General features: G+C 61.0%; 20 protein-coding genes. 16 read left to right on the forward strand and 4 right to left on the reverse strand.

The genetic code is table 11. From position 1 onward, the window contains the following. Nucleotides 1-511, reverse strand: a 511-nt coding sequence (locus CQ14_RS02535) for an acyltransferase family protein (protein WP_199805423.1), incomplete at its 3' end; no start/stop codon positions are given. A 55-nt stretch (nt 512-566) separates the two neighbouring features. Here CQ14_RS02535 and CQ14_RS02540 point away from each other — a divergent pair. The 7 genes from CQ14_RS02540 (at nt 567) to CQ14_RS02570 (ending at nt 4,772) form a co-directional block, all read left to right on the forward strand. Beyond that, nucleotides 567-1,253: a hypothetical protein gene (locus CQ14_RS02540; RefSeq protein WP_057856356.1), complete on the forward strand. Its 687-nt coding sequence runs from the start codon at nt 567-569 to the stop codon at nt 1,251-1,253. After that, entirely contained in the window at nt 1,250-1,480 is a 231-nt protein-coding gene (locus CQ14_RS02545) for a hypothetical protein (protein WP_057856357.1), read from the forward strand. Before CQ14_RS02540 ends, CQ14_RS02545 begins: the two co-directional genes overlap by 4 nt. Nucleotide 1,481: 1 nt before the next feature. Further along, a complete protein-coding gene (locus CQ14_RS43170; protein WP_156434633.1) occupies nt 1,482-1,649 on the forward strand; it encodes a hypothetical protein in 168 nt (55 codons plus the stop codon). 369 nt (nt 1,650-2,018) lie between these two features. Next, nucleotides 2,019-2,321: a hypothetical protein gene (locus CQ14_RS02555; RefSeq protein ID WP_057856358.1), complete on the forward strand. Its 303-nt coding sequence runs from the start codon at nt 2,019-2,021 to the stop codon at nt 2,319-2,321. Between the two features lie 49 nt (nt 2,322-2,370). Next, nucleotides 2,371-2,799: a GNAT family N-acetyltransferase gene (locus tag CQ14_RS02560; RefSeq protein WP_057856359.1), complete on the forward strand. Its 429-nt coding sequence runs from the start codon at nt 2,371-2,373 to the stop codon at nt 2,797-2,799. Between the two features lie 181 nt (nt 2,800-2,980). Then, entirely contained in the window at nt 2,981-4,207 is a 1,227-nt protein-coding gene (locus CQ14_RS02565) for an acyl-CoA dehydrogenase family protein (RefSeq protein ID WP_057856360.1), read from the forward strand. Nucleotides 4,208-4,217: 10 nt separating this feature from the next. Further along, nucleotides 4,218-4,772: a flavin reductase family protein gene (locus tag CQ14_RS02570; RefSeq protein WP_057856361.1), complete on the forward strand. Its 555-nt coding sequence runs from the start codon at nt 4,218-4,220 to the stop codon at nt 4,770-4,772. 53 nt (nt 4,773-4,825) lie between these two features. Here the strand turns inward: CQ14_RS02570 and CQ14_RS02575 are convergent, their stop codons facing one another. Both CQ14_RS02575 and CQ14_RS02580 read right to left on the reverse strand, forming a co-directional pair. Next, nucleotides 4,826-5,701, reverse strand: a complete 876-nt coding sequence (locus CQ14_RS02575; protein WP_057856428.1) for a polysaccharide deacetylase family protein — start codon at nt 5,699-5,701, stop codon at nt 4,826-4,828. A gap of 19 nt (nt 5,702-5,720) precedes the next feature. Next, the gene (locus CQ14_RS02580; RefSeq protein ID WP_057856362.1) at nt 5,721-6,827 is read right to left on the reverse strand and encodes an LLM class flavin-dependent oxidoreductase; all 1,107 of its coding nucleotides are present in this window, start codon (nt 6,825-6,827) and stop codon (nt 5,721-5,723) included. Between the two features lie 170 nt (nt 6,828-6,997). On the opposite strand from CQ14_RS02580, the gene CQ14_RS02585 reads away from it, so the two are divergent. The 4 genes from CQ14_RS02585 to CQ14_RS02600 are packed head-to-tail and all read left to right on the forward strand — an operon-like array spanning nt 6,998 to nt 11,608. Further along, the gene (locus CQ14_RS02585; RefSeq protein WP_057856429.1) at nt 6,998-7,879 is read left to right on the forward strand and encodes an FAD binding domain-containing protein; all 882 of its coding nucleotides are present in this window, start codon (nt 6,998-7,000) and stop codon (nt 7,877-7,879) included. Beyond that, nucleotides 7,876-8,361, forward strand: a complete 486-nt coding sequence (locus CQ14_RS02590; protein ID WP_057856363.1) for a (2Fe-2S)-binding protein — start codon at nt 7,876-7,878, stop codon at nt 8,359-8,361. The genes CQ14_RS02585 and CQ14_RS02590 overlap by 4 nt, the downstream gene beginning before the upstream one ends. Continuing rightward, on the forward strand, nt 8,358-10,751 hold the full coding sequence (locus tag CQ14_RS02595; protein WP_057856364.1) for a xanthine dehydrogenase family protein molybdopterin-binding subunit: 2,394 nt from the start codon (nt 8,358-8,360) through the stop codon (nt 10,749-10,751). Before CQ14_RS02590 ends, CQ14_RS02595 begins: the two co-directional genes overlap by 4 nt. A 41-nt stretch (nt 10,752-10,792) precedes the next feature. Continuing rightward, complete coding sequence (locus tag CQ14_RS02600; RefSeq protein ID WP_057856365.1) at nt 10,793-11,608, forward strand: enoyl-CoA hydratase/isomerase family protein; 816 nt, start codon at nt 10,793-10,795, stop codon at nt 11,606-11,608. A 16-nt stretch (nt 11,609-11,624) separates the two neighbouring features. Here CQ14_RS02600 and CQ14_RS02605 read toward each other — a convergent pair whose 3' ends face one another. Further along, nucleotides 11,625-12,779, reverse strand: a complete 1,155-nt coding sequence (locus CQ14_RS02605; RefSeq protein WP_057856366.1) for a zinc-dependent alcohol dehydrogenase — start codon at nt 12,777-12,779, stop codon at nt 11,625-11,627. A 188-nt stretch (nt 12,780-12,967) separates the two neighbouring features. On the opposite strand from CQ14_RS02605, the gene CQ14_RS02610 reads away from it, so the two are divergent. From CQ14_RS02610 to CQ14_RS02630, 5 genes are read left to right on the forward strand one after another with little or no spacing between them, the layout of a single operon-like run. After that, a complete protein-coding gene (locus CQ14_RS02610) occupies nt 12,968-13,975 on the forward strand; it encodes an ABC transporter substrate-binding protein (RefSeq protein WP_057856367.1) in 1,008 nt (335 codons plus the stop codon). 37 nt (nt 13,976-14,012) lie between these two features. Beyond that, a complete protein-coding gene (locus tag CQ14_RS02615; RefSeq protein ID WP_057856368.1) occupies nt 14,013-14,828 on the forward strand; it encodes an ABC transporter permease in 816 nt (271 codons plus the stop codon). A gap of 4 nt (nt 14,829-14,832) precedes the next feature. Then, entirely contained in the window at nt 14,833-15,618 is a 786-nt protein-coding gene (locus CQ14_RS02620) for an ABC transporter permease (protein ID WP_057856369.1), read from the forward strand. Then, nucleotides 15,615-16,676, forward strand: a complete 1,062-nt coding sequence (locus CQ14_RS02625; protein ID WP_057856370.1) for an ABC transporter ATP-binding protein — start codon at nt 15,615-15,617, stop codon at nt 16,674-16,676. The genes CQ14_RS02620 and CQ14_RS02625 overlap by 4 nt, the downstream gene beginning before the upstream one ends. Nucleotides 16,677-16,684: 8 nt before the next feature. Further along, the gene (locus CQ14_RS02630) at nt 16,685-17,524 is read left to right on the forward strand and encodes a phosphodiesterase (protein ID WP_057856371.1); all 840 of its coding nucleotides are present in this window, start codon (nt 16,685-16,687) and stop codon (nt 17,522-17,524) included. Nucleotides 17,525-17,632: the final 108 nt, after the last annotated feature.

Genomic DNA, 17,632 nt, shown 5'->3' on the forward strand with positions numbered 1-17,632 from the left:
GTACCGCCGCGAGGCCGTAAATGCCGGTTAACGGCACAGTGACGGCTGCGACAGAGTAGAAAACCAGCTCGCGCTCTAGGGTCCAGCTTACGTCATATGCTGACGGACCATGCTGCGGCAGCAGCGTCATCGAGTAGAGAAAATGATCGATCGACTGAACGGGATATCTGCCGATCAGAATCATGATGGCAATCGCGCCCATTGCAGTCCAGTACATGGGGTACAGGCGGAAAAGGCGCTTAATGACGAACGACCGGACGGTGAAGCTTTTCTTTTCCGTCACTAGGCAGATCACATATCCGCTGATCGCGAAGAAGAAGTTGACACCGAGATATCCCCAATCCCTTAGAAAGGTGAGTGGATATTGAGCGCTCTCGGGATAGATGCGCAGCGCGATATACGAGTGAAAATAAGCGACACTCAGCGCCGCTAACGCTCTTGCCAACTGGAGTCCTGCAAGCCTGCCTTCCGCTGGTCGCGGCTGCGCGCCGCCGGCTAGATATTCTGACACTGCGCCCCCAAAAGCCTGTGTGTTCGCCCATACCACAACCACCCCGAGAACATCAATGACCGACCTTAACGCCCTCACCGCGGCGAATGCGCAGCGCTGGGTTGAAGCCAAACTGACACGAAATTTCACGCCTGTTGCCCGCCGTCTGGCTGCCCCGGATGCCAAGGCCAGATACCAGGCGGTTTCGGCCAAGACCGGCGTGCCATGGGCGGTCATTGCCGTCATCCATGAACGCGAGTGCTCGCAGGACTGGACCGGGTCGCTGGCGCAGGGGGATCCCTGGAATAGGGTGTCCGTCCACGTGCCAACGGGCCGCGGGCCATTCAGATCCTGGGAGGAGGCCGCAATCGACGCGCTGGTCAATTGCGCGCCCTATGCGGCGCGCAACAGGGACTGGAGCATCGGCCGGATGTTGGCCAAGCTCGAGCAATACAACGGGCTCGGCTATGCCGCGCGCGGAAGGCCTTCGCCCTACATCTGGTCCGGCACCGACCAGTATCGATCCGGCAAGTATGTCCGCGACGGCGTCTACGATCCGAACGTCGTCGATAGGCAGCCTGGCTGCGCTGGCCTGCTGATGGCGATGATGGCGCTTGATCCCACCATCACGTTTACGGGCGCGACCATCACGCCTGCGATGTCCAAAAAGCCTGCCACGCCGTCCATTGCCAACCCAGCGAAGGGATCTATCGGCGCATTCATCACCAACATCTTCAACGCCGTTTTCAGGAGGAAAGCATGATCAGTACTTGGAACAAGATCAAGGCATGGTTCAAGGATTCGGTGACGATAGTCTGGGCGCGTATCCAGTACATTGTCGGCATCATCGGTGCCGGCCTCATCGCGGCCTTCTCGGGATACGACTTCACGCAGCTATCGAGTCTGGATGCCAGGTCCGCATTCAAGATGCTGGCCTTTGCAGCGTTGGCCGGCGTGGTTACCGAAGCCTGTCGCCGCCGGACGCTCTGACATGAAAACCGCTCTCGCTCTGCTGGCATGGGCGGCCGCGCTGGCCGGCGGATGGCTGATCTGGGCGGCGAGCCAGCTCTTTCAGGTTCGACCGGGCGTGCTCGGTGCCGAGGGGCTTCTCGTCGTGTTCGCGGTATGGATGACGCTGGAGGCGCGCAAATGTGGATGACCATCATCAGCTTCATCGGCGGCCCGGTCATCAAGGGTCTGATCGACGGCTACAAGGCAAAGCTCGCGGCCGGCAATACCTCGGAAAAGATTGCGAGCGAAACGGCATCGGCCGAGATCGCTGCACAGGTCTCCGAAACCAACGCCATCATGCAATACCGAATCGCCGAGCTCGGGCATTGGTACGAGCCGGACAAGCTGATCGGGTATTTCGTGGCGATCTATTTCGGGAAATTGTTGATCTGGGACAAGGTTTCGGCCTTGGCACGACTGACCCGCTCGCGGGCTTCGCCGCGATCACGTCCAACCTCGTGGTTTCCTTCTATTTCGCCAAGCGAGGTTTCGAAAACGTGGCGCGGATTATCAGGCGATGACGGAGATGCAGGCTTCGGACGTCCGGGCCATCGTCATCGAGACGCTGGCCGAGCAGCAGAGGATTCGTCATGACGATATCGACGCGGTGGTTCTCAAAGCCGTCGCAACGACACTGACTTCGTTCGGGATAGACGAGGACGATCGGCGGGAGCTTCGCGCCGATTTTCAGCACCTGCGGCGCTGGCGCAGGAGCGTCGAGCAGGCGCAGAGTTATACCTTCAAGGCAGTTGTCACGATGATTGTAACGGGATTCGTCGGTGCCGTTTGGCTCGGCATCAGAGCGACGCTCGGCAAATGATCTGCTGACTGGCTGGATACCGACGACAAACTCGAACCGGGCACGCGCAATGTATCGAATTCGCGAAGTTGACGGAAATGACGATGGCATTGCGGATACCTTGGCGGACCTGCATCAATCGACCTTCCTTGATACCGCGCCCGTGCCGCAGTTTGATCAAGGACACTGGTGGCTTGCGCTTCACGGGACCAAGCCGGTCGGCTTCGCCGGCATCGTTGCGTCGACGCACGTTGTCAACGCGGGCTATTTTTGCCGTGTTGGTGTCGTGGGCAAGCATTGCGGGCATCGGCTTCAGCTACGCCTGATGCGAGCCATGGAGGCGCGTGCACGTCTGAACGGGTGGTTTTCGATCGTGTCCGACACCACGGACAATATTCCATCAGCCAACAACTTCATTCGCGCGGGCTACTGCCTGTTCATTCCGACGCAGCCCTGGGCCTGGCCGAATACGCTCTATTGGCGTAAGGACATGAAATAGCAGCTCTGGCCTTCCGTGCTCCAATGGATCAAAGGCCCGGTGGCTCATCAGCCACCGGGCCTTTTTTGCGTTTGGGGGTAGTGCTTTATGGCGAAATAGCCATGCTCGCCGCGCCTTGATCATTGGCGATCAGCCGGTAGACTAGCAGAGCTCGGACGGCTTAAAGCGGGCGAGGAAAGATATGGCGGAACACAGCGTCAGGCCCGATGCAGGTTTGCCCGGAGCACCGGGTACGGCCGGCTATGCCGCTATGGTCGCGCGAGCCAAGGCCCTGATTCCAGAGCTGCGTGATCGTGCTTCAAAAACGGAAGAGCTCCGGCGCTTGCCGCCGGAGACCGAACGCGACCTGCATGATGCCGGCCTGTTCCGGATCGTGCAGCCTAAACGCGTCGGGGGCGCGGAGCTTGACTATGTTGCTCTGGTCGATTGCGCCGATGCACTGGGGCAGGCGGATGCTTCCGTATCGTGGAATTTCGCCAATCTTGCCAGCCATCACTGGATGCTCGGCATGTTTGACAAGCAGGCGCAGGACGCGGTCTGGGACAGGAATGCAGATGCATTGATCGCGTCGTCCTTCATCTTTCCGGCCGGTCGGGCGAGGAAGGCCGAGGGAGGATACGTGCTGCGCGGTCATTGGCCGTTCTCGTCGGGTGTCGAGTCCTGCGACTGGAACATGCTTGCCGGCGTCGTTGCGTCCGACGATGAGGCCGACGGCATCGAATATCGGCTATTCCTGCTCAACAGGAACCAGTACAGGATCAACGACACCTGGAATGCGACGGGCCTGTGCGGCACCGGATCGAACGACGTTTGGGTCGAGGATGCCTTCGTCGCAGAGAACATGACGGTCGCAATCAGCGATCTGACTGGCGGGCCGACGCCGGGAAGTGCGGTCAATCCAAACGCGCTGTATGCGCTGCCGGTCTTCTCTCTCTTTCCTTATGTGTTGTCGGGTGTGGGTTTGGGCAATGCCCAGGCCTGTCTGAATGACTATGTCGAACTCGCACGACATCGGGCGTCGACTTACAATCGAGCCAAGCTCAGCGATTTGCAGACGACCCAAATCAAGATCGCGGAGGCGTCCGCCAAGATCGACGCGGCCCGTCTCGTCATGCGCACGAACTGCATCGATGCGATGGCTGACGCGAGGCGGGGCTATATCCCCGATCTGGCGGGCAAGACGACGCTGCGGCGGGATGGCGCCTTCGCGGTGAACCTCTGCACCGAAGCGGTCTCGCTGCTGTTTGCGGCAAGCGGCGCGCGCAGCCTGTTCACGTCTGGCGCGCTGCAGCGGCAGTTCCGCGACGCGCACGCGGTGAATTCTCACCTCGCATTCAATTTCGATGCGGCGGGAACCAACTATGGACGCGTGGCGCTTGGCCTGCCGTCCGAAAATCTGACGCTCTGAGGCCTGGTGGATGTCTGACGCACCCAAACATCCGGCCGATCCCGCCAACGAGCTTGCCAGCGACAACTCGGCGATCGACCCACGCGATTTTCGCAATGCGCTCGGCACGTTCGCCACGGGCGTCACCATCGTCACCGCAATGGCCGCGGATGGAAGGCCCTATGGCGTGACCTGCAACTCCTTTGCTTCGGTCTCGCTCAATCCGCCGCTGGTGTTGTGGAGCCTGGGGATGTTTTCGCAAGGGCTTACGATCTTCCAGAACGCCAGTCATTTCACGGTCAATGTTCTCGGAGCTTCGCAGCAGGCGCTGGCGTCGCAGTTTGCAAAATCGTCGGAGGACAAGTTCGCCGGTGTGAGCTGGACACCGGGGCTTGGCAACGCGCCGGTGTTGACCAACAGCGTCGCGAATTTCCAATGCCGCGCGGCCAACCGGTATTATGGCGGCGATCACATCATCTTCCTCGGAGCAGTCGAATCCTACGCCTATAATCGACAGGAGCCTCTACTATTCGCGCGCGGCGGCTTCGGCCGGTTTCTTGCCGGAGATGGCAAGAAATCCCCTTAAGCGGAAGCCGACCTCTCGGTGGAGCTTTCTCGGCCGCGCGCTCGGGCGTAACTCTAGGTCTTCGTCATCTCTGCGCGGTACCAGTCGCCAATCTCACTTGCGGTCATCAGCGCCACGCCGTCGTGACCAAGGACATAGTCGAGCAGTGCCTCCAGATACCTGATGCGGTGCGGCACGCCCGTAATATAGGGATGAATCGAGATCGCCATGATCCGCGCATTCGATGCGCCTTCGAGATAAAGCCGGTCGAACTGATCGGTGCAGCGTTTCAGGAATTGCTCCGAAGGCAGATGCTGCAGCGCATGGATGACGATGTCGTTGGTTTCTACCGAGTAGGGGATCGTCGTGATGGTGCCGTGGGGCGTGGCGATGTCCTGCGGCAGATCGTCAATCACCCAGTCCGCGACATACTCGATGCCGTTGAGGCGCAGCAGATCGAGCGTTTCCTCGGTCTCCGTGAGGCCAGGGCTTTCCCATGAGCGGGGCGGCTTCCCGGCAAACCTGGAAATTATCTCGACCGATCGCTTGATGGCATCCGCCTGGTTTTCGACCTTGTGCATCGGCCCCTGAACGTAGCCGTGGCCCATGAATTCAAATCCAGCTTCGAGCGCAGCCGAGGCAACGCGCGGGTAGGTGTTGCAGACGTTGGCGTTGAGCGCCAATGTCACGGGCATTCTGCGGTCGGTCAGTGCCTTGAACTGTCGCCAGAAGCCGGCGCGCATCCCGTATTCATGCCAGGACCAGTTCGGCACGTCGGGCAACAGCGGCTGGCCCATCGGTGGGCTCAGCACCGTGCGAGGCATCGCGTTCTCGATCCGCCATTCCTCGACATTGAGGATGACCCATACCGCGAGCTTCTTGCCGCCGGGCAGCGTCAGCTTCGGCCGGTCGATCTGTGCCTGATAGGGAATGCGATCGCTCAGTGCCACGGCAAGAATCCTTCGGCGATCATTCGGCAGCTTTGGAGCCGCTGGACGCGCCGACATTGATCATCGGCATGACCTTCTCGGCCATCAGGATCATCGACTGACGTCCCAGTTCGCGATCTTTCCAGTCCTTGCCGGCATAGAGCAATGTGCCGAAGGGCCCGGTCTCTTCCTGAAAAGCCAGCAACTGATCCGCCACGCTCTCCGGCGTTCCATGAATGATCAGCTTGTCGCAGATCGATTCCAGTGTCACTTCGTCGTCGGGTTGATCGCGACGCGTCTTGAACAGTTCGATGCGACCACCGCGCTTCAGCTTGGTGAACAGCGAGCGATAATAGTAGACATAGGGGCCGTCCGGATCGGTGGCATAGGCTTTTGCCGTAGCTGCGTCCTTGGCGACGAACACACTCTTGGCAACGCGCCAATTCGCCGGATCCGCTGGACGTCCAGCACGTTCGCAGCCTTCGACATATTTCGGCCAATGGCTTTTCACCCAGGCCGGCATCAGGAAGTTTGCCGAGATCGGATCCCAGCCACGAGCAGCGGCTTCCGTCACGCCTTTTGAGAACGGCGCCACTGCGGTCACCACGATCGGCGGGTGCGGCCGTTGCAGGGGACGCGGAATGAAGCCCTGGCCGATGTCCTCGATCAGAGTCTTCTGAATCGATATGTTCCAGTACTTGCCTCGAAGATTGTAGGGAGGCTCACTGGCCCAGATCTGTAGCACCTGATTGATCGCCTCCAGGAACATGGCATTCCTGTCCGCTTCGAGATTGCCGAATACTTCGGCGTCCGAGAGCAGGCCGCCGGGGCTAATGCCGAAGATCAGGCGCCCGTCGAGCATATGATCGAGCATCGCTATCTCGGCTGCAATCGCCGCAGGATGGGCATTCGGCATGTTGACGGTGCCGGTCCCGAGCTTGATCTGCCTGGTTACCGCCGCAAGCCATGCGATGAACGCGATGCAGGACGTGATGTTCTCGGCTCTATCGGTGGTGTGCTCGCCGACATAACCCTCGGTGTATCCGAGTTCATCGGCCAACAGGAAGGCCTCACGATCCTCTTTGAGCGAAAGCCGCCAATCCTTGTCGACGGGATGGATGGGCATCGTAAAGAAGCCAAGCTTCATGATCTGCTCTTCCCCAAGGGCAAGCTTTTGTTTGCACAGAGCGTGCGTCGTTCGCCGCTCGAAAACAAGCGCAAACTCGAAAATAATCGCCCGATAACTTGACCTTTGCTGGTCCGAGCCGTCTAATCCCGTGAAAATGCCGATAGTTGGCCGGGGAGGTCACGCTAAAAATGAAAGCCTCGGCTTTCGATTACGCTCGCGCGACCAGCGTCGCAAATGCGCTGGAATTGCTTACCGCGCATGGCGAAAGGGCTAGGGTGTTGGCGGGTGGTCAGAGTTTGTTGCCGGCGATGAACCTGCGCCTGATCGCACCGGAACTCATTATAGACATTGGCGAGCTGGATGAGTTGCGTGGAGTGGCGGCGAGGGGTGGCGTCCTCACCATAGGCGCGCTGACGCGTCATGCCGATCTCCAGAAATCTCCGGAAATAGCAGTCCATGCTCCCTTGTTGATGGACGCGGTCGCGCATGTCGCCCATCCCGCGATCCGCAACCGCGGCACCATTGGGGGAAGCCTTGCCCAGGCCGATCCGGCGTCGGAGCTGCCGGCCTGTATGCTCGCGCTTGGTGCCACCATTATTGCGCGCGGGCCGGGCGGTGAGCGGAGAATTGCGGCTGATGAGTTCTTCGCCGGGATCTACGAAACGGCGCTTACGCCGCAGGAGCTGCTGGTCGCCGTTGAATTGCCGGCGCAGCCAAAAGACTCGATGCATTACTTTCAGGAGTTCTCCCGCCGGCATGGCGACTACGCGATCGTCGGTCTGGCCGCGCAGGCTTTGGTAAGGGATGGGCGGTTTGCGGACCTTCGCCTTGGTTTCTTTGCAGTGGGCGATCGCCCGCTATTGGCCAGGTCTGCCGGGAAACTGCTTGACGTGGCCGTCACGCCTGCAGTCTTGTCCGAGGTGTCCTCCGCGCTGGATGAGGAGCTTAGTTCGCTTGGGGATCAACAGGCGACGCCCGCCATGCGCCGCCATCTGGCGAGGGTCCTGCTCACACGTTGCGTATCCTCGCTGCTCGCCCGGACCGATCTCTGTGCGGGAGTATCCGCGTGACGGCTGCGGTTGCGATTTCGCTGAGTGTCAATGGCGAGCGGATTGAAGCGAGTGTGCTGCCGCGTCTGAACCTGGCGGATTTTCTCCGTGAGCATCTGAAGCTGACCGGCACGCATATCGGATGCGAGCACGGCGTGTGCGGCGCCTGCACGGTCCGCGTCGATGGCGACATCGTCCGTTCCTGCCTCATGCTTGCGGTGCAGACGCACAATGCAAAGGTCGAGACGATCGAGGGGGTATCCGACAGTGGAGAGATCGCCGATTTGCAGTCCGCATTTCGGGAGCGTAATGCGCTGCAATGCGGCTTCTGCACGCCGGGAATGCTGATGGCGGCGCAGGATCTGCTGCAGCAATCGCCAACCCCGGATCGAGAGGAGATCCGCGCGCATCTTTCCGGCAATTATTGCCGCTGCACAGGCTACCAGGCGATCGTCGATGCCGTCGAGACCACAGCGCGGGTACGCGCCGGACGTCTGCCATGACATCAGTACAGCCAATTCCGGAAGCGCTTTCGGCGCTGGATCGTCCGAACTCCTATATTGGCAAGACGGTGCCGCGGCCGAATCTCGACCGGCTGATGCAGGGGCGTGGGCTCTATGTCAGCGATATCGAGCTGCCGCGGATGGCGCATGTCGTGTTCGTACGCTCGCCGCACGCGCATGCGACAATCAATGGTATCGACGTTTCGACGGCCAGGCAGATGCCGGGCGTGATCGCCGTCGTCTCAGGCAGGGAGCTCTCGACCGTCATCACGCCGTGGGTTGGCGTGCTATCGCATTTGAAAGGCCTCAAATCCGCTCCGCAAAATGCGATCGCGATTGACCGGGCGTGCTGGCAGGGCGAAGCGGTTGCGGCCGTCGTGGCGAATAGCCGTGCTCAGGCCGAGGACGCCGCGGAACGTGTCTCGGTCGAATATCAGGAGCTCGATGCCGTCACGGACATGCGCGCCGCGCTCAGTCCGGCATCAGCCGTGATCCATGCTTCGCTTGGCGACAATCTGGCTTTCGAGCGCAATCATGATGCGGGAGCAGTTGACCAGGCCTTTGCCGAATCCGACGAGGTGATCGAGGCGGAGTTCATCTTCGGGCGGCACACCGGCGTGACACTGGAGCCACGTGCGGTGGTGGCAGACTGGAACCCCGCGGAAGCCAGGCTGACCATCTATCAGGGCACGCAGGCGCCGCACATGGTGCAAAATATCGCGGCGCTGCATCTTGGTCTGAAGGAATCGCAGGTGCGTGTCGTCTGCAAGGACGTTGGCGGTTCCTTCGGCATCAAGGTCCATATCTATGCCGATGAGATGGCGACCTACGCGCTGTCCAAGCTGTTGCGGCGTCCGGTCAAGTTCGTGGCCGACCGGGTCGAGAGCTTCAACACCGACATTCATGCCCGCGATCATCGCTGCAAGGGAAAGATCGGCGTCAAGCGCGACGGCACCATCACGGCTTTCGAGATCGACGACCTTACGGGGATCGGACCCTATTCGATGTATCCCCGCACCAGCGCGATCGAAGCCAATCAGGTCGTCAATCTCGTCGGTGGGCCCTATGTGACCAGAAACTACCGTGCCCGTGCACGTGTCGTGTTCCAGAACAAGAACGTGATGTGCCAGTATCGCGCCGTCGGCCATCCGATCGCCTGCTCGGTAACGGAAGGATTGGTCGATCTGGCGGCCATGAAGATCGGCGTGGATCCGGTCGAGATCCGCCGCCGCAATCTGATTGCGGATGATGCATATCCCTGCGCCTCGCCGTCGGGCCTGCGCTTCGAGCAGTTGTCGCACCACGCGGCTCTGACCAAACTTGTTCGGATGATGGACTATGAGGCGTTACGCGCCGAGCAGTCGTCCATGCGGGCAAGAAACATCCATCGGGGTATCGGCATCGCGAGCTTTATCGAGGTCACCAATCCCAGCGCGGCGTTCTATGGTGTCGGAGGCGCGAAAATATCCTCTCAGGATGGCGTCGCGGTGCGGCTCGACGCTCAGGGTTCGGTGATCTGCCAGACCAGTATCACCGAGCAGGGACAGGGGTCGGAATCGCTCACGGCACAGATCGTCGGCAGCGTACTCGGCGTCTCGATGGATCGCGTTCGGGTGATTTTGGGCGACACCGACAATACGCCGTATGGCGGGGGCACCTGGGCCTCGCGTGGTGCCGGTATCGGCGGCGAGGCTGCGCTGCAGGCCACCAAGGTACTGCGCAGAAACATACTCGACGTCGCAGCCGCCATCCTCCAGTCTACGGCGGTTGAACTCGACATCGTCAACAACGCTGTGGTGACGGTGGCCGATGGCGCGCCGCGGATCGAGTTGAGCGAGCTCGCCCGCATCGTCTATTTCCGCCCGGACACGCTGCCGCCGGGCATTCAGCCCGAGCTGATGGCGACCAGGCACTTTGTCCCGCGCGAATATCCCTTCGCCTTCACCAACGGCGTTCAGGCCTCGTGGCTCGAGGTCGATATCGAAACAGGTTTTGTGAAGCTGCTGAAGCACTGGGTGGTCGAGGATTGCGGCACCATCATCAATCCACAACTGGTCGATGAGCAGATCAGGGGCGGCGTTGTGCAGGGGCTTGGCGCGGCGCTGTTCGAAAAGTGCGTCTATGACGAACGCGGCCAGCTCACCAACGCCAATATGGCCGACTATCTCGTTCCAATGTCCGGTGAGATGCCGGATATCGATGTCGGGCATGTGGTTTCGCCGACCTTGGAATCGGAGTTGGGTGCAAAGGGCGCAGGCGAGGCCGGCACGGCGGGTGCGGCCGCCGCAGTAACCAATGCGGTCAACGATGCACTCAAGCCGTTCGGAACGATCATCACGGAAATCCCGCTGACGCCTCAAGTTATCCTGACTGCCCTGGGACGAATATAATAAGACGGCAATAGGATCGATCAAACGGAACGAGAAGCCGCATGGATCAAACCCAACGCACCACGCAGACCGAATCCAACGAAGTCCTCTATGAGGTCGCCGATCATATCGCCGTCATCACGCTCAATGCTCCGGAGCGTATGAACACGATTTCGGGTCCCATGCTGAATGATCTGACGCGGTTGCTCGTCAGGGCAAACGAGGACCGCGACGTCCGCTGTGTCATTCTCACCGGCAATGGGCGGGCCTTTTGCGCCGGTCTGGATTTACGGAGGGAGCGCAGCGGTGATGGCCTTAGCGCGGCTTCCTCCGCGACTTCGCTGGATTTGCGCAACACGCCGCCGACCGTTCTGCAGGCGATGGACAAGCCGACGATTTGCGCCATGAACGGTGGCGCCGCGGGCTACGGCATGGACACGGCACTCGGCTGCGACATTCGCATCATGGCCGAATCGGCCAAGCTGGCTGCGGCATTCGTTAAACGCGGTGTGGTGCCGGAATCGGGAGGCACCTGGTTTCTGCCGCGGATGATCGGCTGGGCCAAGGCGTCGGAACTGATTTTTACCGGCCGCACCCTCTCGGCACGGGAATCACTCGAATGGGGCCTTGCCAATGAGGTCGTGCCGGACATTGTGCTGATGGGACGGGCGCGCGAGATAGCACGCGAGATCGCGGCTAACGCTCCGCTGGCGGTTCAGGCCGCCAAGCGGATGATGCGAATGGGGCTCAACGAAACGTTCCCCGATCATGTGCACCATGTCTATCTGCAACTCCTGCCGCTGTTCAAGACGCAGGACATGCAGGAAGGCATCAAGGCGTTCATGGAAAAGCGAGAACCGAAGTTCGAAGGACGGTGAGTGCTGCCGCTCCGTGCTATTCGGCCGCCGTCCTCGTGATCGCGTCCGCCTTCCGGTTGGTGACGACCACCTTGATCGCATCTTCGACGCGCTCGCGGGCATATCGCAGCGCGGTCGGCAGGTCGGCCAGCGGAAATGTGTGGGTGTGGATCTTCGTCGCGTCGAAGCGCTTCTCCGCCATCAGTGCCATGGCGCGGCGGGTGGCGCTGCGGCCTTCGCCGCGGATTCCGTAGGCATAGATATTGTTCTTCACGAGATGTGCGAGATCCATCACGACTGGATCGTGTGGAAATGCGGCGAGACATATCTTCCCGCCGCGATTGGTCATGTGAATGGCCTGGTTGATTGTCGCCTCGTTTCCGGCACATTCGACCACATAGTCCGCGCCGATGCCGCCGGTGAGCTGTTTGACGACCGCAACCGCGTCTTCGCCGTTGATATTGATAACGCGGTCGGCCCCGAGTTCCCGGCCGATCGCGAGCCGTTTATCGCGCGTTCCGGTCAGGATGACCGGGCTGGCGCCCAGCGCCTTTGCGACGGCCACTGCGAGTAGTCCGATCGGCCCCGGGCCGATCACCACGACGCTCTCGCCGGCAACCAATCCCCCCAACTCTGTCAGCCCATACATCGAGGTGCCTGCGGTAACCACGAGCGTTGCCTCGGCATCGCTCATGGTGTCGGGCACCCGCGCCAGCGTGTTGATGTGATTGACGGCGTATTCGGCAAAACCGCCATCCGTCGTGAAGCCGTTTGCGCGATGGCCCTTGTCCGGCTTCCCGTAGTTCAGGCATGACGTGTACATGCCCTGGCGGCAGCGCTTGCACTGGCCGCAGCCGGCGTGGATCTCGACGCTGATCCGTTCTCCGATCTGGAATTCGTCGACATCGGGCCCGAGCGCTGCAACGGTCCCCATGTACTCATGCCCAGGCGTGAAATTCTTGTTGAAAGGCAGACCACCCTGGATGCTGGCCGGCGAGCCTGAATGAATGATTTCGAGATCGGTGGCACAGATAGCAACGGCATCAATCCGGACCAGCACTTCGGCGCGTGCGGGAACGGGTACCGGCTTTTCCCGCAGTTCAAGTTGATCCGGATCGCCCAGCACCCAGGCCTTCATTCGATCAGGAATGGGAAGCTCCGGTGAGGTCGTTACGCCTGAAGGTTGATACATAAGCGTCTCCTCTCGCACCGGATGCTACCGGAAATCGCCGGCCAGCGAAATCGCCGGATCGCGACAACGTGGTGCCACGTTTGCTGCATAGCAAAACGCTTCGTCGCAAAACCTTCATACGCGGCCTATACTTGCTCCCCGGTTGGTGTTGAAATCCTCAACTACCATTTTTGAAGCCGGAGTGACCCATGAAGACCGCCCGTTTTGCTCTTGCCTTGCTGGCGCTAACGCTGATCGCGCCCTGGCAATCGGCCAAAGCGGCCGACGTCATTTGCTACAATTGCCCGCCGGAATGGGCGGACTGGGCTTCTATGCTCAAGGCGATCAAGGCCGATCTCAACTACGATATTCCACACGACAACAAGAATTCCGGCCAGGCGCTTGCGCAGATTCTCGCGGAGAAAAACAATCCCGTCGGCGACATCGGCTATTTCGGTGTCACCTTCGGCATGAAGGCCAAGGCGCAGGACGCACTTGAGCCCTACAAGCCGGCCAAATGGGATCAGGTCCCCGCCGGCCTGAAGGATGCTGACGGTTATTGGACCACGATTCATTCCGGCACGCTGGGCCTGTTCGTGAACAAGGACGCGCTGGGCGGCAAGCCGGTGCCGGCCTGCTGGAAGGATCTTCTGAAGCCCGACTACAAGGGCATGGTCGGTTATCTCGATCCGTCGTCGGCGGCGGTCGGCTATGTCGGAGCGGTCGCGATCAATCTGGCGCTCGGCGGTTCCGAAGCAAACTTCGATCCTGCCATCAACTTCTTCAAGGATCTGCGCAAGAACGATCCGATCGTTCCCAAGCAGACTTCCTATGCCCGCGTCGTCTCCGGCGAGATGCCGATCCTGTTCGACTATGATTTCAACGCCTATCGCGCGAAATACTCGGAGAAGGGAAACTTTGAGTTCGTGATCCCCTGCGAGGGATCGGTGGTGTTTCCCTACGTCGTCGGCCTCGTCAAGAACGCGCCTGACAAGGAGAAGGCCAAGAAGGTGCTGGACTATCTCTTGTCCGACAAGGGCCAGGCGATCTGGACCAATGCCTATCTCCGCCCGGCGCGGCCGATCGAGCTGCCCGAAGCCGTAAAGAAGAAGTTCCTGCCTGACAGCGATTACGCGCGCGCGAAGAATGTCGACTGGGGGCAGATGGAAAACATGCAAAAAGGCTTCGTCGACCGCTATCTCGCCGAGGTCCGCTAAGGCAATATGGCGCCTCTCGCCGGGGCGCTAACCTCCGATGTCACACAGGTCCTTTGTCTGGTTATGCCTGCTGCCGCTTGCGGTAGTGACAGCGGCATTTTTCCTGTTGCCGATGGCGCGGCTGGTCGTAACCGGGGCAGGGGGACCGCAGGGGCTTGCGGGATATCTCGCGATCCTGGTCGAGCCGCGTTACCGTGTGACCCTCATCAACACGGTTCTGCTCGCCGCCGCGACCACCATCGTAACCCTGATCGTGGCGACGATCGCCGGGATGTTCCTGCAGCGGCACCGTTTCCCCGGCCGAGCCGTTCTGATTGCGATGCTGACCTTTCCGCTCGCGTTTCCCGGCGTTGTGGTCGGCTTCATGATTATTCTCCTCGCCGGCCGCCAGGGCCTAATCGGCGATTTCTCCAACCGCCTGTTTGGTGAGAAGCTGGTCTTTGCCTATTCGATCTACGGCCTGTTTCTCGGTTATCTCTATTTCTCCATCCCCCGTGTCATCCTCACGGTCATGGCGGCGGTACAGAAGCTCGACGTCGGCCTGGAAGAAGCCGCGCGTTCGCTGGGCGCGGGCCCATGGGCGGTGCAGCGCGACGTCGTTCTGCCGGCGCTGGCGCCGGCCTTCGTCGCCTCCGGTGCGATTGCGTTTGCGACCGCGATGGGGGCGTTCGGCACGGCGTTTACGCTGGCGACCAATATCGACGTGCTGCCGATGCTGATCTATACCGAGTTCACGCTGGCTGCGAATTTGTCGATTTCAGCGGCGCTGTCCGTCGGTCTTGGCATCATCACCTGGTTCATTCTTGCGCTTGCCCGCTCCTTCAGCGGAAGCGCCGTCGCGGCTGCCGGATGAGACCATGCGCGATCGCCTGATCTTCACCGGCCAACTTATCTTCACGCTACTGGTCGCCTCCTTCCTGGTGGTGCCGGCGATCTTGTCGATCTCGGCCGGCGTCACGGTGAACTACTTTCGCGGCATCCAGTCCGGCGTCACCCTGCAATGGGTCGTGCAGGTTTGGGAGCTCTATGCCGGCACCATCCTGCTGTCATTTCTGGTCGCCTTTGCGACCCTTGCCGTGACGCTCGCCGCAGGCGTTCCGGCCGCCTATGCCTTGCATGTGCGGGGCGGCCGGCTGTCACGGATCGTCGAGGAAATCATCACCTTGCCGTTGGCGATTCCGGGCCTCGCTATTGCGCTGGCACTTCTCCTGACCTACGGCGGCTTCGGCGACTTTCGCCGCTCCTGGCTGTTCATTCTTGTGGGACACGTCATCTTCACGATGCCGTTCATGGTGCGATCGGTCATGGCGGTATTCGCGACCGTCGACATCAAAACGCTGGACGAGGGTGCGGCATCGCTCGGCGCATCGCCGTGGCGGCGTTTCCGCGATGTGATCGTGCCCAATGCGCTGCCCGGAATATTGGCGGGCAGCCTGATGGTGGTGACGCTGTCGCTCGGTGAATTCAACCTGACCTGGATGCTGCATACGCCGTTGACCAAGACGTTGCCGATCGGGCTCGCCGACAGCTACGCCTCGATGCGGCTGGAGGTCGCTTCCGCCTACACGCTGATCTTCTTCGTGATGATCATTCCGCTGCTGGTTGCCATGCAACTGTTCGCCGAGAAGGAATTGAAGAAATGAGTGCGGAGGCCGGACACGGCGCCTCGGTGCGTATCGAGGCCTGCGGCAAGACCTTTGCCGACGGAACGCACGCGCTCGAACCTGCGACGCTCGACATTGCCAGTGGCGAGACCCTGGTGCTGCTCGGCCCATCCGGCTGCGGCAAGACCACCATGCTGCGTATCATCGCGGGGCTCGAAGCGCCCGATGCCGGCGGCAGGGTGCTGTTCGACGGCAAGGACATGACGGCGGTGCCGATCGAGCGGCGCAACGTCGGCATGGTGTTTCAATCCTACGCGCTTTTCCCCAACATGACCGTCGCGGACAATATCGGCTATGGCCTGAAGATTCGCGGGATGCCCGACAAGGAGCGGGCGGCACGCGTTGCCGAACTGGTGACGTTGACCAACATCTCCGGCCTCGAGAACCGACGCATCGACCAGCTTTCCGGTGGCCAGCGTCAGCGCGTGGCGCTGGCGCGCGCGGTCGCGATCCGGCCGGGCATCCTGCTGCTCGACGAGCCGCTGACAGCACTCGATGCCGCGTTGCGCGACCGGCTGCGCGGCGAGCTGAATCGTCTGCTGCGCGCGCTCGGCATCACCACGATTTACGTGACGCATGATCAGTCCGAGGCGATGGAGCTCGGTGATCGCATTGTCGTCATGCAGAAGGGTGCAATTGCCCAGATCGGCACGCCGCGCGAGATCTACTTCACGCCGCGAAGTCGCTTTGTCGCCGAATTCATCGGTGCCGCGAATATCGTCGAAGCGGCCGTTGAGGACGGTCATCTCGTGTTACCGGGTGGGCGGCAGCCCATTCACTGCGATGGTGACATGCCGGCGGCCGTTGCGATGATCCGCCCGGAAACCATCCACGTGGCGGCGGCCAGAAGTGCGTCGCTTTCGGGCACCATCGACAGTGTCAGCTTCATCGGTGACAGGCAAAGGCTGGTCGTCAGTGGCGCGTCCAGCAGGTTGCTCACGGTCGACGCACCGAATACGGTTCAAGCGAGGCCGGGCGAACGGATCGGTTTATCGATCTCGCCGGATGCTGTCCGTCTGCTGCCGCCCGAGAACTGAGAAGGCCGATGTTGCCAAAGCCGATTCATATCGCCCAGATTTCCGACCTGCATATCAAGCCGCCGGGATCACTCGCCTATGGCAGAGTGGATACGGCCAAGGCGCTCGAACGTTGTGTGGCCGCCCTGAACGAGTTCGCGCCCGTGCCAGATTTTGTGGTGATTTCCGGGGATCTGGCGGACACGCCGACGGCAGAGGAATATCAGTATCTCAAGCGGCTGCTGGCGCCGTTGAAACTTCCGTTCGCCGCTATCCCCGGCAATCACGATTCGCGCGAGTTAATGCGCGCCGCGTTTCCTTCCGCTGCGTACGCCTTCGTATCCGGTCCACTCAACCAGAAGATCGAAGTGGCGGGGCTCGATCTGCTGTTGCTCGACTCGAGCGTGGATCGGAAGCCGCACGGTGAACTCGAAGAGGTCTCGCTGCAATGGCTTGACGCGACGCTGGCTTCGTCGCCCGACCGGCCGGCCCTGCTGTTTCTGCATCACCCGCCGTTCAAGGCGGGCATCTGGCACATGGACCGCCAGAATCTCCTCAACGCAAGCGACCTAGCGCCGATCGTGTGCCGTCATCCACGCGTGCAATTGATCGCAGTCGGGCATGTGCACCGCGCGGCGCTGACCATGTTTGCGGGCGTGCCGACCACAATCTGTCCGGCTCCGAATCATGCGGTCGATCTTGACCTAGCCGCCCTGCGCGAGCCCTCCTTCAAGGTCGAGCCGCCGGCTTTCCACCTCCACAGCTGGTTTCCCGGTGAGGGCGGCGGCACCATCGTCACCCACCAGGTTCCGATCGGGAGTTTCGACGGTCCGCATCCGTTTTTTGGGCCGGATGGAAAGTTGCTTTAGCCACCGCGCCGTGCCGCAGGCCTGGCGAAATTGATTGACCGGCCGGGCCATTTCGCTTCCGGCCGATTGCAAAACGAGGCGTTGGCGCGCACACTTTCCCCAAGAAAA

It is taken from the genome of Bradyrhizobium lablabi, from assembly GCF_001440475.1.
GTDB lineage: Bacteria > Pseudomonadota > Alphaproteobacteria > Rhizobiales > Xanthobacteraceae > Bradyrhizobium > Bradyrhizobium lablabi.

Bases quoted from the DNA above. Each gene is read 5' to 3' on its own strand.
- CQ14_RS02555 (WP_057856358.1), top strand. From the start codon at position 2,019: ATGACGGAGATGCAGGCTTCGGACGTCCGGGCCATCGTCATCGAGACG.
- CQ14_RS02540 (WP_057856356.1), top strand. From the start codon at position 567: ATGACCGACCTTAACGCCCTCACCGCGGCGAATGCGCAGCGCTGGGTT.
- CQ14_RS02545 (WP_057856357.1), top strand. From the start codon at position 1,250: ATGATCAGTACTTGGAACAAGATCAAGGCATGGTTCAAGGATTCGGTG.
- CQ14_RS02615 (WP_057856368.1), top strand. From the start codon at position 14,013: ATGTCACACAGGTCCTTTGTCTGGTTATGCCTGCTGCCGCTTGCGGTA.
- CQ14_RS02595 (WP_057856364.1), top strand. From the start codon at position 8,358: ATGACATCAGTACAGCCAATTCCGGAAGCGCTTTCGGCGCTGGATCGT.
- CQ14_RS02610 (WP_057856367.1), top strand. From the start codon at position 12,968: ATGAAGACCGCCCGTTTTGCTCTTGCCTTGCTGGCGCTAACGCTGATC.
- CQ14_RS02605 (WP_057856366.1), bottom strand. From the start codon at position 12,779: ATGTATCAACCTTCAGGCGTAACGACCTCACCGGAGCTTCCCATTCCT.
- CQ14_RS02625 (WP_057856370.1), top strand. From the start codon at position 15,615: ATGAGTGCGGAGGCCGGACACGGCGCCTCGGTGCGTATCGAGGCCTGC.
- CQ14_RS02570 (WP_057856361.1), top strand. From the start codon at position 4,218: ATGTCTGACGCACCCAAACATCCGGCCGATCCCGCCAACGAGCTTGCC.
- CQ14_RS02630 (WP_057856371.1), top strand. From the start codon at position 16,685: ATGTTGCCAAAGCCGATTCATATCGCCCAGATTTCCGACCTGCATATC.
- CQ14_RS02560 (WP_057856359.1), top strand. From the start codon at position 2,371: ATGTATCGAATTCGCGAAGTTGACGGAAATGACGATGGCATTGCGGAT.
- CQ14_RS02565 (WP_057856360.1), top strand. From the start codon at position 2,981: ATGGCGGAACACAGCGTCAGGCCCGATGCAGGTTTGCCCGGAGCACCG.
- CQ14_RS02600 (WP_057856365.1), top strand. From the start codon at position 10,793: ATGGATCAAACCCAACGCACCACGCAGACCGAATCCAACGAAGTCCTC.
- CQ14_RS02585 (WP_057856429.1), top strand. From the start codon at position 6,998: ATGAAAGCCTCGGCTTTCGATTACGCTCGCGCGACCAGCGTCGCAAAT.
- CQ14_RS02580 (WP_057856362.1), bottom strand. From the start codon at position 6,827: ATGAAGCTTGGCTTCTTTACGATGCCCATCCATCCCGTCGACAAGGAT.
- CQ14_RS43170 (WP_156434633.1), top strand. From the start codon at position 1,482: ATGAAAACCGCTCTCGCTCTGCTGGCATGGGCGGCCGCGCTGGCCGGC.
- CQ14_RS02620 (WP_057856369.1), top strand. From the start codon at position 14,833: ATGCGCGATCGCCTGATCTTCACCGGCCAACTTATCTTCACGCTACTG.